General features: G+C 41.8%; 14 protein-coding genes, 5 tRNA genes and 1 pseudogene. 4 read left to right on the plus strand and 16 right to left on the minus strand.

The window, feature by feature from the left end:
- Positions 1 to 55: 55 nt before the first annotated feature.
- From J5O05_RS05450 to J5O05_RS05460, 3 genes are all read right to left on the minus strand, one after another.
- Complete coding sequence (locus J5O05_RS05450) at positions 56 to 337, minus strand: superinfection immunity protein (RefSeq protein WP_244369857.1); 282 nt, start codon at positions 335 to 337, stop codon at positions 56 to 58.
- A complete protein-coding gene (locus tag J5O05_RS05455) occupies positions 338 to 496 on the minus strand; it encodes a hypothetical protein (RefSeq protein WP_208843936.1) in 159 nt (52 codons plus the stop codon). It abuts the gene before it with no gap.
- Between the two features lie 103 nt (positions 497 to 599).
- A complete protein-coding gene (locus J5O05_RS05460) occupies positions 600 to 743 on the minus strand; it encodes a hypothetical protein (RefSeq protein ID WP_208843937.1) in 144 nt (47 codons plus the stop codon).
- 183 nt (positions 744 to 926) lie between these two features.
- On the opposite strand from J5O05_RS05460, the gene J5O05_RS05465 reads away from it, so the two are divergent.
- Both J5O05_RS05465 and J5O05_RS05470 read left to right on the plus strand, forming a co-directional pair.
- A complete protein-coding gene (locus J5O05_RS05465) occupies positions 927 to 1,439 on the plus strand; it encodes an RNA polymerase sigma factor (protein WP_244369858.1) in 513 nt (170 codons plus the stop codon).
- A 1-nt stretch (position 1,440) separates the two neighbouring features.
- Positions 1,441 to 2,043, plus strand: coding sequence for a hypothetical protein (locus J5O05_RS05470; RefSeq protein ID WP_208843938.1), 603 nt, complete (start codon positions 1,441 to 1,443; stop codon positions 2,041 to 2,043).
- A 161-nt stretch (positions 2,044 to 2,204) separates the two neighbouring features.
- Here the strand turns inward: J5O05_RS05470 and J5O05_RS05475 are convergent, their stop codons facing one another.
- The 11 genes from J5O05_RS05475 to J5O05_RS05525 form a co-directional block, all read right to left on the minus strand.
- Positions 2,205 to 2,420: a hypothetical protein gene (locus J5O05_RS05475; RefSeq protein WP_208843939.1), complete on the minus strand. Its 216-nt coding sequence runs from the start codon at positions 2,418 to 2,420 to the stop codon at positions 2,205 to 2,207.
- Between the two features lie 8 nt (positions 2,421 to 2,428).
- Positions 2,429 to 3,313, minus strand: a complete 885-nt coding sequence (locus J5O05_RS05480; RefSeq protein WP_208843940.1) for a phage integrase N-terminal domain-containing protein — start codon at positions 3,311 to 3,313, stop codon at positions 2,429 to 2,431.
- Between the two features lie 860 nt (positions 3,314 to 4,173).
- Positions 4,174 to 4,899 (minus strand): hypothetical protein, encoded by a 726-nt coding sequence (locus tag J5O05_RS05485; protein ID WP_208843941.1) that lies wholly within the window; start codon positions 4,897 to 4,899, stop codon positions 4,174 to 4,176.
- A 30-nt stretch (positions 4,900 to 4,929) separates the two neighbouring features.
- Positions 4,930 to 5,382, minus strand: a complete 453-nt coding sequence (locus J5O05_RS05490; protein ID WP_208843942.1) for a hypothetical protein — start codon at positions 5,380 to 5,382, stop codon at positions 4,930 to 4,932.
- 297 nt (positions 5,383 to 5,679) lie between these two features.
- Positions 5,680 to 5,913, minus strand: coding sequence for a hypothetical protein (locus J5O05_RS05495; RefSeq protein WP_208843943.1), 234 nt, complete (start codon positions 5,911 to 5,913; stop codon positions 5,680 to 5,682).
- Positions 5,914 to 6,278: 365 nt separating this feature from the next.
- Entirely contained in the window at positions 6,279 to 7,022 is a 744-nt protein-coding gene (locus J5O05_RS05500; protein WP_208843944.1) for a hypothetical protein, read from the minus strand.
- A 320-nt stretch (positions 7,023 to 7,342) separates the two neighbouring features.
- A tRNA-Phe gene (locus J5O05_RS05505) sits at positions 7,343 to 7,418 on the minus strand.
- Between the two features lie 36 nt (positions 7,419 to 7,454).
- A tRNA-Thr gene (locus tag J5O05_RS05510) sits at positions 7,455 to 7,530 on the minus strand.
- Between the two features lie 26 nt (positions 7,531 to 7,556).
- A tRNA-Phe gene (locus tag J5O05_RS05515) sits at positions 7,557 to 7,632 on the minus strand.
- Positions 7,633 to 7,668: 36 nt separating this feature from the next.
- A tRNA-Thr gene (locus J5O05_RS05520) sits at positions 7,669 to 7,744 on the minus strand.
- A gap of 39 nt (positions 7,745 to 7,783) precedes the next feature.
- Positions 7,784 to 7,859: transfer RNA gene (locus J5O05_RS05525), tRNA-Phe, on the minus strand.
- Between the two features lie 313 nt (positions 7,860 to 8,172).
- Between J5O05_RS05525 and J5O05_RS05530 the strand changes: the two genes are divergently transcribed.
- Positions 8,173 to 10,962: an ATP-binding protein gene (locus tag J5O05_RS05530; RefSeq protein ID WP_208843945.1), complete on the plus strand. Its 2,790-nt coding sequence runs from the start codon at positions 8,173 to 8,175 to the stop codon at positions 10,960 to 10,962.
- Between the two features lie 74 nt (positions 10,963 to 11,036).
- On the opposite strand, the gene J5O05_RS05535 is transcribed toward J5O05_RS05530, so the two are convergent.
- Both J5O05_RS05535 and mutY read right to left on the minus strand, forming a co-directional pair.
- Positions 11,037 to 11,309, minus strand: a complete 273-nt coding sequence (locus J5O05_RS05535) for an oxidative damage protection protein (RefSeq protein WP_208843946.1) — start codon at positions 11,307 to 11,309, stop codon at positions 11,037 to 11,039.
- Positions 11,310 to 11,335: 26 nt separating this feature from the next.
- Positions 11,336 to 12,399: pseudogene (mutY, locus tag J5O05_RS05540) on the minus strand (A/G-specific adenine glycosylase).
- A 126-nt stretch (positions 12,400 to 12,525) separates the two neighbouring features.
- Here mutY and trmB point away from each other — a divergent pair.
- Positions 12,526 to 13,251: a tRNA (guanosine(46)-N7)-methyltransferase TrmB gene (trmB, locus tag J5O05_RS05545; protein ID WP_208843947.1), complete on the plus strand. Its 726-nt coding sequence runs from the start codon at positions 12,526 to 12,528 to the stop codon at positions 13,249 to 13,251.
- The last annotated feature ends 12 nt before the right edge of the window (positions 13,252 to 13,263 follow it).

Raw genomic sequence — 13,263 nt, forward strand, 5'->3', positions numbered from 1 at the left:
AATGACTAGGTGCTGCAGAATTTAAATGGGGCCGTATAGCATTGTAAAATGAGAGCTACTGCACCTTCTTTAAATGTTCTTTGCTTGCCAGCTTGTTACTAATCTTGCCAGTTACCGCCCATACTAAAAGTGCCAGCCAGGCAACCCATGAAACTCCTGCAGGAATATTTAGCAATGCAATTTTACCCAGATGTTTGCGGTTAAATGCAAGAGCCAGCAAGCTAGGCAAAAACCACACTGCTAAAAAGAACAAGCCAAAGCCAATAAAAAATACCGCATCAGCATGCTGAAAAGCTCGAATCATAGAACTCATAAGCACGTTTACGCTTTCCATCATTTAGTATTCCTTTGTCACTTTTTTAACTGTGGCTTCAATCACCATGGCAATCAGCCACAAGAGACCAAACGATATGCCGAAAGATATCAGTTTTTGGTTGTTGGCCTGTTGCCAAACATTAATATATGGCGTGATTAACTGTTGAATAGTTTCCATCATTATTTCCTCGCTAGATTTAGTATGTTTTAAAATCAAGTTTACAATTCAATGCTACTCAGATTCGCTAATATGGCTTATAAAGCAGCAACAAGGTGACATAGCCTTACTGCTGACTTCTTTGTACTATGCGGCCATCTTTTACCATCAGCCAGCCATTGCCTAGTAGCTGTTTGGTAGCTGGGTTAGCTAAAGTAGCATTGTGATACAACACCATTTCGATAACGGTTAAGGTAAAAACTTTAGTCATAATGTGACTCTAGTTAAGTTCAGGTGTTGTAAGTTAAGTCATTAAATTCTCTTTAGATGTTACAGATTATTTTTATTTATTTTTGTGTAACACTTGATGGTTAACAACAGACTTAACGGGTATGCACAATAGATAACTGCATAACCAGTTAACACAACTCACTTAACAGCAAGGCAGCAAATTTTGATCACAGGAAGCAAGAACAGCAAACGCGCTATCGATTTTGTGATGCTGCTTTGGCAGAAGCATCAGGGCGCAATAAGTCGTAGCCTGCTGGCGAATGAGGCCGACCCAGCGGCCCGACAGGATTTAAAGCAGGATATTTTCCTTGCGCTGTATCAGGCAGCTGAACGCATACAAACGGCAGAGTTGCCCCGCGCATATTTATTTCGCATTGTACACAATGTAACGGTTGACCATATTGCTCGGGCGCAGCAACAGAAATGGCACCCGCTTGATGACGAGGTACAATACCAACTGCTCGATGACTGCCCCTCCCTACAGTTAGATGAGCAACAGCAAAGTCAACAGCTAATGCAAGCTGTACGGCGATTGTCCGCGGCGAACCGTCAGGTGATATTGTTGGCGATGGAAGAATTAACTGCACCGGAAATTGCAGATATTCTGCAAATAAGCCACGGTGCTGTGCGGGTGCGTCTTAACCGCGCCAAAACCGAGTTAATGGAGTTAATGTAAGATGGCCGATAATTTTGATTTTACCACCTTAGCTAAGAGTTGGCGGCAGCAAACGGTGGCGGAAGAAATGCTGCCCAGTAAGACAGATCTGGCCCCAGCACAACAGCGCCAGCGCGCACAAAAGATGCTGATGTATGGAGAATGGCTTGGCGCATTGATTATGGCAGCCGCTGCATTATGGTTGCTGTTTAACCAACCAGGCTGGTTGGACTGCATCGCGGTGCTATTCTTGCTGATAGGCGCTATTGCCACAATCTATATCAGTTGGCAGGTACACCGGCCAATATTGGCCTATGACAACTGGAGCAGCAGTGGCTTACTCAATTTTAGGCTTAACAGTTGCCAGCTAAGCCTGCGCTATTACCGCTACACCCAGCTAAGTTGCTCGGCACTGATACTGTTTACATTGATCTTATGGCTGATGTATTTGTTTCGGCTGGACAATATATCGTTAAATATGTTGCTGTTTTATAGCCTGATAGTATCGCCCGCCTGTTTAATTGGCATTTACCGACTTCATCAAAAGGTGCTGTTGAAAAAGGTTGAACTGGCGCAGTTACGGACACTGGTGAAAGATTTTAGTGAAGCGTCTCCGTGCGACTAAAGTTTTTTCCTGATCACAAACTGGACCACCCACACGCAAACTGATAGTCATGAACTATAGTGCGCTTTTATTCTTGTCAATTGGTCAGAAGCGTAAACGTACTGACCAATAATCATTGTGACAATCTGACTTCTAAAAAACATGAAGTACTGAACTATCATTCAAAGATTTTCGTCTCTCGAATTGAGTTTTTTCCTTTCAATAATCTTGCGCATCTTTTTAAGTTTATACTTGGCTTCAGTCCGTGCTCGATCTAGTTCGGAGGTTAGCGCCCTAATTTGATTATTTTGGGCTTCAACATCTGCGACCAGCTTCTGCCATTCTGATTCGGACAGAAACACGCCTTCATCCCCTTCGTAGTTAATACGCTTTGCCATAGTGATTCTTACCGACCTAAGTATACGACAGTAATTTGCTCTCTCGAATGACCAAGCTCTTTTGAAATCAGCAATCGAGCGCATCTATCACTGGCTTTTTGCTCTTGAGTTAACTCTGGACTTTTTGGTCCTCCGGCGATCGGTGCTTTCCAGCCTGTCAATTCAAGGTATCGTTGCTGCGCGTATAGATGGCGCAAACCATGATTTTTGCAAAGCCCAACCAAACTCGTTTGACGCTCATACGATTTAAGTTGTTTTATATAGTTTCGGTCTGCTCGAATCAATGCTCCATTTCGAACAACCTGTTTAATCTCTTTAAGTAAAGTGCGCTGGGATTCAGTTCTAATGGGCACAACTCTTGGCCGACCTCCTTTTGTCCAAGATGCTTTCAATACGATTTCACTATCCTGTATTGCAAAATCAGGCCTGAATTTAATGGCTTCTTCACGCCTTAAGCCAAACTCTTGTTGTAAACGCAGTGACAGCCTAACGAGTGGGTCACTTATCTTCTCTAATTTCACTATATCAAGGGTTTTGGCTTTTGAATTTACTGGTACATAAGTACGCTTTTCTATATCTAAAACGATAGCTTGATTCGACCCGGTATTCGATTTGGGTAGCATAGAGGCCTTGCCGATTTTCTCCGCACACCATCGAACATGACTCAAACGGTTTTTAATTGTTCCTGCTGATAAGTTTTCGTCTAGCCAACGAGTCACCAAATAATCGACGTGTTTCGGTTTAAGTGAGTGTACTGAATGCAATCGGTAGCCACCTTCTTTAAGTTGACTACTGATTTGTAAAAGCGACTTTTTACGCTCAGCTTTCACTCCATAACTGCCATCTTGGTTTCTAAGCATTAATCCTTGCAGTTGATATTTTAAATTACTCACGTTTTAAGCTCCCAGCAGCAAGATTTTAAAAAGAGTCACTACCAACCAACTATTTGAACCAATATCCAAAGGTAAGTTTTAAATGCCAATCGTATGTTGGAGCATACGATTTCCACACAAAGTGAATAACGGCACAATAGTTCAAAATGGCCAAATTTGCCCCGCTTTGACGGTTTCCTGAAAAGGCGTACACAGCAAAGCGTTGTTTTAAATGTACTATGCACGGGTCGGTTAGGTAGTAACATTTCTCCTATTTGGTTCGTTAGAGTTCGCGTAAGTCTCTGCAAAATGCAGGTACAAATAGCCAAATTCAAGGCACAAAAATGCCTAAATCAGATGAACTAATTTGTGAAGTAAAAAGCCCGAAAGCTTGGTTTTTAGTTGTGAGTAGATCTCACTGATATGATAAAGCCAAAGGCTTTATGTCTTGACGCGATGACATTCGTCTCGCTTTTACTGGAATCGTTTCTAGAGTGTCATAACGCGCACAGAACGTCAACAATTGATTCTCCCCTCTTTGTTCTGCTTGGTTTAGCGCGGGGTTTACCACCGCGTCACTCCCTTTTCAAAGGGGAGTGACGCGGTGTTTTTGCGAATGTAGAAATACAGGGTGACTTGTGAATTACCTCTGAACCAAGGCCGTTAACTTAGAGAATGAAACTATTGCTGGTTTGTGCCATTAAGAGTCGTTCAGGCATTCATATAAAATATGCGAGATTTACAAAAGCAGACGTTCGGTAACGCCCAATTAACGTGTGAGAAACGCTGCCACAGGCTAAACCACTGCGCCGTAAACACCAAACTCAATCCGAAGTGAAAGCGCAGAGCGTTGCGAATCACTGTTGAATTGTTTGTTATATTTAAAATGGCACATAATTCATATTGGGTTTTTCTGTTGTTCTTTCCACCATGAATATCACAGATTCGAGGTGATCTATAACCTTATCTACAAACACTTTTACAAGTGCAATAAACTCATGAATCAGTACATCATCTAAGATATAAAATCTATTGTAGGCTTCCGAAATTTTTATAGTGTTAAAGTTGTTTTTAATCTTTTTTTGTTGGTCTTTAATGCTCTTTTCATTACCTGAAAAACATGAGTTCTGATGAACAATCATGTTCCTTAGCTTTTGGAACTGACCAATTCTTGCCCATTCCCCTTCTATCAAGCTAAATGGCATATCTGACGTTAGTTCTAAATATGTCTTTGACTTCCCAATAAGATTTCCACCAGATAGGCAATTGTGTGTAAATCCAGCCTTAGCAAACCTATGAACTTCACTACATATATCCGCCAGCATACTTTCAAAGATAGTGTAGACAAGTACGATTGCGGAATGATGGTAGTAGCTCAGAAGTGCATCTTTTTCTTTCTCATATAGACCCTGAAGTATAGCTTCTGCTTCTATGTTTTCTTCATAGTCGTCAGACATCAACTGAGAGATCTGAGCATCTTTTTTCTGTGTAAGGTCATTAGTAAATGAAAGGTACTCGGCCAAATACTTTAACTCATAATGAAATTTGGTTTTCAGGTCAGCCAGCGGGATCTGCTTTTCTTCATAATTTTTCTTTTTGGTGTACACCTGATTTTCCTATTAAATATAACGACGCATTCAGCGGCTAGTCCGCTGCAATGCCTTGTTATGCTCAACTACCTCACGAATTGTTGGCGGCTCAAAAGGAAACTCTCCCTTTTTGATGAGCTCCTGCTCTTCTTGGGTATGCTGTGAGTATATGATTTGTTTTACTTCTTCGTTGCTTAGTTCAAAAACCGGGCTGTACCGAAACCTTCTAGATTGACTTTCAGGTTGAATAGTTGGGTCATGGTAACAGTCCCCAACTTTTACCCACGCATGTTCTTGAGGCGATGATTCGACGTCTGATTTAAAGTAGACGTATCCCAAAACATATTTTTCTACTTCGTCGAATCTATTTACAGCAACAAAGGCGTTTAAGAAACATTCATTTCTTCTACCAGCTCCTTTGAAATCAAGTGCTGTGAGTAGCACTTCTGGATTTGGGGAAGGCTGATATTTTTTACGGAAAGATCTTATGAAGTTAATCAACTACTAAATTCCTTGTTGGTTAGTGGGGTCAGTTCAACAATTTAATATCGACCCAACGGGTCGTTTTTCTACCATTGGTTGGGTCGTTTATCTGATTGAACCAGTTTTAGCATAAATTATAAGGTGTTGCTACATATCGTATTTTTATAACTGTTGTGTTTTCCACAAGACATAAAAATAACCTATTGGATCGTTTCCATGACTATGGGGGCAAGTTGCTAGTTATGAAAAGAAATAAAAAAGAATTTATAAAACTTAAACGTCCGCTTTTCGCTCATAGCAGCTATCTAAAAGCTACTAATGAATTAGACTAGTAAATTTCTCGTCATCCACACTCAAAATAACTTGTATCATATAGTCTTGAATTGCTTCAGTTTCATCATCAGAAACGCCTTTTAAGACTGTCTGTTTTGAGGCACACTCAACGCCAAATCGTTCAAAGTCAGTAAGCCCGACACAGAAAAACACCTGCTCACCATCAAGTTCATACTGAAAAGTGACTGGCTCAACGCCTAACTCGATCGTTTCCATTGCGCACCCTTTTTAGAAAAAAACACAAATTGGTTTTGGCCAAACTGCGTTTGGTAAAACCTATCTCTTTATATTTAAACACTATATTTAAAGGTATCGCCAAATGAAAGCTATAAGTCACTGAATTTAGCATAGGCGGCACTAACTTAGATGACACACGGAAAAACTATCACTAATTTATCAGTTGGGTGATTTAGAGGTGATGGGGGAAGGATTTTATCACTCGCATTCTAGCCGCATGAGAAAACCGACCTATTTTCATTACGATAAAAACTTGAAATAAATGGTAATTGCGCCAACTATCAAATTTCAGACGTGCAAAAGCACTGCATCGAGGCAGTTCTAGAATATAGAGGGGAAAGGCGCTAAGTAACTACTGGCCTATCTCTATAGCGCTCAATAGGGATGTCATTGGATAGCACACTTTGCCGCCCTTGAGAGGCAGATTGTAATTTTGCAATGGTTGAAAAAACGACACGCATAACATGAACAGAGTAATCTTTTTCTACAGTTAGAAGCCCCATTGATAGCATAGTGTCGAGCAAGGACTTTACTGTCATGTAAACCCAACCTAGCTTTTTACTAAGCTGCGAAATACTTTGTCGATAACTCTTCTGTTTGTTGCGCGTAGCAATTTTGTTCGCTTTGATTTTGCTATTAATAAGCCCGTACAGCATAAGCATTTTGTGTTGATGGCGTGAGTCATATCGACTTTTGGGATCAACCAAATCAAGTCGCACGGAATAAAGTGGTAATGTATGAGGTGACTGCTGCTTATTTAGCATTTGCGTATAGCTTTGCAGCAATCTATAGCCTAATGGATGCTGTAGATTTATTTTAAGGCATAGATTATAGCCTTGCGACTGCTCTTCAATAAGAAGTGGAGTTTTCCCCTCTCTGCTATCGAGCAACTCGCTTAATGCGTTTTTGACTGCATTGACCGAATAACGTAAGTGTTTAGCTATGGCCGATGTACTTGAATTAAATTTTCCAAATCGGGCATGAAGAAATGCGATGTGGCTAAACACCAAAGTCTGTGTTTCTGACTGTGTCGCAGTAAGCACCTCAAGTGAAAAGAACACCTGTCTTTTAACTTGAGAAGCTTTCAAGTCTGCTCTTTTTTTGAAATCTGAGTTTTTTCCCGTATTCAAATAAAATTCGATAGGAACGTAGTCTGCAAATTTTTAACTACCCACTAGACATAGGATTACCCTACAGCTAAGATAGTCACATAAACATCACTATGTTTATAAAAGCCGCGTTAGAAACTTAAGTCGCCAAACTTAATCTGAGTTTCTTTATCGCGGTTTTTTGCTTTCTGGCGTTCGCAAATTCGCCTCCGTCATACGCGACGAAAACAGTTTTTTATGGGAAATAGGTCTTTTTGTAGGAAACAGTTTTTTGAAATTTAGCGCAAAGCTAGAAGGGATGGTGCCCAGAGGCGGAATCGAACCACCGACACGGGGATTTTCAATCCCCTGCTCTACCGACTGAGCTATCTGGGCAAACAAGAAGTGCTAATTTTGTTTCTTAGCGAGAAATGGTGCCGACTATCCGAGTCGAACGGATGACCTACTGATTACAAGTCAGTTGCTCTACCAACTGAGCTAAGTCGGCGCACCGGAATCCAACGTAAAGAAGGATGGTGCCCAGAGGCGGAATCGAACCACCGACACGGGGATTTTCAATCCCCTGCTCTACCGACTGAGCTATCTGGGCAAACAGGTTTGCTATGTTTTATTTCGTAGCGAGAAATGGTGCCGACTATCCGAGTCGAACGGATGACCTACTGATTACAAGTCAGTTGCTCTACCAACTGAGCTAAGTCGGCGCACCTTAGTATCTTTAATTCAACAACTTGAAAGAAAGATGGTGCCCAGAGGCGGAATCGAACCACCGACACGGGGATTTTCAATCCCCTGCTCTACCGACTGAGCTATCTGGGCGTGCGGCGTATTAAACGGGTTTTGCCTTTTTAAGTCAACCCTTTTTTTAAATCAATGTATCGTTTGCGCAGTTTTCACCCAAGATGGATAAATAACAGCTAATTGCAATGATTAATGGGCAAAAAACACACAACCCATCTGGGTTGCGCCGTTTCAAAAAGGCATTAAATACTAGTTAAGGGAACAAGGAAAGTGTTAGCATACTTTCAAGATACTGAACATTCGCCGAGGAATTTCGTTTTCTTGGTATATAGTAGTGTTAGAGCAATAACAAAAAGAACACGAACTCACTCATTGATAGCTGGAAGCAGAGATGCAAAACAAAGTGCCTTTTCCTTTTAAGGGAGTAATCCCGCTCGTATTAGTAACTGCATTAGTTGCAAGCGCTTTTGCTGGTGTTGCAGGGTATATGTGGCCAAGTACCACAACCATTGTTCAATCACCTGCCTCGTTAGTTGATAATGAAGCACTTGCCGAAGGTCTTGCTAACACAATGATGAAGGTTAACTTCAGTCAAGCCAAACAAATTGTGGCTGGTTTAAAAGCCTTAACACCAAATAAGGAATACTACTTATATAGTCACAACGGCATGACTGATGCGTCACTTATTTATGCCTCGTCAGAAACAGCACCCAAAGCGATTGGACAAGCGCAGCAATATGAACGAGATGGAAAGATTCAAAATCACCTGTTATTAAAACTAGACGGCCAGCTCGTTGGCGAACTTGTGATTGCAGAGTTACCAACTTCTGCGTCCAAAGGCTCACCGCTTGCTTATCTCTTTGCATTACTATCACTTCTCGCGGTTTTTGGTGGAGCTAAGCTTATCTGTTCTCGAGCGGCTGGCTGCATGACGAACATTACCGAAGACGTTGAAAAAGAGTTACACCAGATTATTGAGCAACAAGATTATAGTGCGCAACTCGAAGCATCTCGATTTGGCAATCTCGAAAACTTCGTAAAAACATTAAACAAATTGCTTAAACAAGTACAAAGTGCCCTAGCTCAAAGTAAAGCTGCAGAGAAAGAGCTTAAGCAATTACAAACAGGTCTGGAAACCGAAGTGCAGTCTCGTACTCTCGCTCTCGAAAAGGCCACCTTAAATGCAGAACGTGCAAACGACGCCAAAACCACATTCTTAGCCACGATGAGCCATGAGATACGCACACCAATGAATGGGGTAATTGGCACTATCGACCTCTTGCGCCAAACCGAACTCAATGGTGCTCAACACCGTCTGTCTACGATCATTCGCGACTCTGCCTTCTCGTTGCTGGGCATATTAGATGACATTCTCGACTTCTCAAAAATTGAAGCCGGCAAATTAGCGATTGATAACAGTGCATTTTCGGTTTCGGAAACCATTGAAGAAGTTGCTCGAGTGCTTTCGTCAGTGGCGAAAAAGCGCAGGCTCGATCTACAACTTAGTATCGCACCGGACATTCCCAATAATCTGATTGGTGACTCTGTTCGCGTCCGCCAAGTGCTTTATAACCTCTGTAGTAATGCAATTAAATTCACGACAACAGATGAAGACCGCCAAGGTTTTGTGAAAATTGCTGTGGAAGTGGCCCAAAATACCTCTGAGCACTATACGTTGCGATTCACCGTTACGGATAACGGCAAAGGGATGACGCAAGCGCAGCTTCGTGAGATCTTTAATCCATTTATTCAAGCAGAAAACTCTATTACTCGTGAATATGGTGGCACAGGCCTTGGTTTATCTATCTGTAAAAGCTTAATTGAACTCATGCTTGGATCTATTCACGTATCAAGTGATATTGGCATGGGTAGTGAATTTGTGGTTGAACTGCCGTTTAGTACCCAAGGGAAAGTTGAATACGCGAATAAATCTGTTCTTAATGGCTATCAAGTCGTATTAATGACGGACAATGCAGCAAGAAGTGCCATTTTGAGTCGTTATCTGCGCTTTATGGGAGCCACGGTTGCTTTTGCTCAAAATGAAACCGAAATGGAAGAATTCCAAAACATCGATAATGTGATTTGGATTCTAGATGCTTTGGATGGCATGAATACGATCACCAACCCTCTTCGCTCACTTCTCTACTCAATCGAACGCTATACGCAGCAGATCATTGTGCTGAGTAAAATGGATGAAGCTGCAATTAATCACCAAAAAGTTTTCTACTTAAATGCCTCACCTTTGTGTAAGTCGAGTTTTATGACTTCGGTGTTGGTTGCTGCAGGGTTGCATAAACCGAAAGAACTAAAACAAACCAGTAGCTTAAACAATTATTTGAGCATCGACCAAGCTCGTGCAGAAAACAAACTTGTACTGCTTGTTGAAGATAACATTTTGAATCAGCAGGTACTTACTGACCAACTTCACCTATTAGGTTATGGAGTAGAAGTAGCTGAGAATGGTCAACAAGGCTTAGAGCTTTGGGAATCAGGTCATTACCCGCTGATTCTAACTGATTTGCACATGCCGAAGATGTCAGGCTACGACATGGTGGCAAAAATTCGAGACCTTGCAGAAAAAGATGAAGATCCTAATGCGCAACCATACATAATTGCGGTGACGGCCAATGCACTTAAAGGCGAGCGTGAACGCTGTTTAACTGCTGGTATGAACGATTACATCACAAAACCGATAGAATTGAATGTACTCGAAACGACGCTGAATAAATGGAAAGAGAAATTTGGTAGTGCCGCTGAGCAAAGCCCAACTCTTGAACTCGCGCCACAACAGGACACTGTGGCGGTGATAGAAGTGCCTGCCGTAGATTTGGATACGCTGAATAAGTACGTGAACAATGATGTGAGCAAACGCCAGCGTTTCTTTAAAATGTATTTAGACCAAAGTTCTCAACTTATTAGCGATGTTAATTCTGGTGTTGTGTCGATGAATCAGGACGTGATCATCGATTCGTGTCATCAGCTCAAATCCATTTCAAAAACGATTGGTGCAATGGAAGTAGCTGAACAAGCGATTGCCTTTGAAGGGAATTGCAAAGCTGAAAAACTCTCGAGTGATGATTTAATCAAGCAACGTGATCTGCTTGAAAATGCATACGCTAGAGCGGTTACCTTTATTGAAAAAGTGCTCAAAGAAAGTACGGAGAATAATGCACAACTTTAATCGCAACTGATTAGACAATGTATTGATACACAAAAGGCCCGTACGGGCCTTTTGTTTTGTACACTCAAGAGATATTACTTCTCTGGTGGACGATAACCTTCAATTTCTACTTCTTTATCTTCGAACAAAAAACCACTCATTTGTTCTTCTAATAAAGCACGATGCTCTGGATTCATCATGTTGAGTTTTTTCTCGTTGATCAACATCGTTTGCTTGTGTTGCCATTGCTGCCAAGCTTCCTTAGAGATGTTGTTAAAAATACGCTCTCCCAATTCACCTGGGTACAACTGGAAATCTAAACCTGGTGCTTCTTTTTGTAGCTTTTGACAAAATACGGTACGAGCCATGAAAGTCTCCTAAATAGTCTTATGGGTTAAGTGTACCCTAACAATGAAATCTCTTTAACCATCTTTTTCGTTGGTGTCGATAATCCGACAGATGGTGGCTGTGTAATATCAAACCAGATAATGGCGTTATCATGCACTACATCTGGAATACGGCTTAACGCCAAAACACTTGGGGTTATCGTCAACTCAAAGTGGCTAAACACGTGAACGAAAGGCTCAAGGTAGCTTATCTGACCATCCAATCCTTGCTGCGCTATAAAGACGTTCATGGCTTCTAAGGTTTCAAACTCGAAAAAGCTAAAGAGTCCCCCCAGATACCACTGTTTGGACGTTTTTCCATTAACAATTTATCTGTCGATTTTATAATTAAGTGATACGCCTGCTTTTTTGGCTTTTCTTTCTTCGGCTTTGAGTTTGGAAATTCTTTCGTTTTTCCTTCTAAATGCGCAAGGCATTTTTCCTGAAGAGGACATGCAAGGCAATTAGGCTTTGTACGCGAACAGTGACTTGCGCCTAAATCCATCATCGCTTGATTGAATTGAGTCACGTTGTTCTTTGGCGTCACAGAATCGCTTAACGACCACAGTTCGTTCTCAACTGCTTTTACGCCATACCAACCACTGACTAGAAAAAATCGGGCCAAGACTCTTTTCACATTACCATCCAAGATTGGATGCGGCTGCCCTAATGATAAAGACAAAATAGCCCCGGCGGTTGAACGCCCCACCCCAGGTAAATCCATTACCGTTTCGAGAGTTTCAGGGAACTTACCGGCATATTCATCCCGAACTTTTTTGGCGGCTTTATGTAAATTTCGTGCTCTTGCGTAATACCCTAAACCTGTCCAATGGTGCAAAACTTCGTCTTCTGGCGCATTAGCTAAGTCTATAACGGTGGGGAAACTTGACATAAACCGCTCAAAATAAGGTATTACGGTGGCAACTTGAGTTTGTTGCAACATCACTTCAGACACCCATACTTTGTATGGTGTTTTACCTAGTTGCCAAGGAAGTGTTTTTCGCCCGTGGATTTCATACCAATCCACAACCTGCTGTGAAAACCAATTTGCCTCTTTTGCAGAAATACTCATGCCATTCGACTATATTCTTTTGTATGTGGCGCCAGTCTAGTGGGCAAATATAAAAGGTCAAGCACTTGTGCTTGTGCGTCCTTACAGGGATAATATGCGACCATTTTTTTAGCCAGTGTGAAGACCATGTCAGAATCAAGCAAATTGACTATTGAGCAAGCCGAACAAGACGGCAAATACATGCGTAGAATTCGCAGCTTCGTAAAACGCGAAGGTCGTTTGACCAAAGGCCAAGCTGCCTCAATTGAAAAGTGTTGGCCAACAATGGGCCTAACGCATGACATGGGCATGCTTAATTTCGAAGACGTTTTCGGTAACAACAATGACGTTGTATTGGAAATCGGTTTCGGCATGGGTAAATCGCTGGTAGAGATGGCGAAGAACAATCCACATTTAAACTACATTGGTATCGAAGTGCATAAACCAGGCGTTGGCGCTTGTTTAATGGATGCGGATGCGCAAGGCGTAACAAATTTGCGTCTTTTTGAACACGATGCGGTGGAGATTTTAGCGGATTGCATTCCTGATGGCAGTCTAGCTACATTACAATTGTTTTTCCCAGATCCTTGGCACAAAAAGCGCCACCACAAACGTCGTATTGTACAACTAGAGTTCGCTGAAAGTTTACGTTCTAAGCTTCGGATTGGCGGTGTTTTCCATATGGCTACGGATTGGGAAAATTACGCTGAACATATGCTTGAAGTCATGTCGCAAGCGCCAGGTTATGAGAATACGTCTGAAACGAATGACTACGTACCTCGTCCTGATCACCGCCCATTGACCAAGTTTGAGCAACGAGGCCATCGCTTAGGCCACGGCGTATGGGATTTGATGTTTAAGCGCACCGCTTAAGTGAAAATCTAA

The organism is Pseudoalteromonas xiamenensis, from assembly GCF_017638925.1.
In the GTDB taxonomy this organism is placed as follows: Bacteria; Pseudomonadota; Gammaproteobacteria; order Enterobacterales; family Alteromonadaceae; genus Pseudoalteromonas; species Pseudoalteromonas xiamenensis.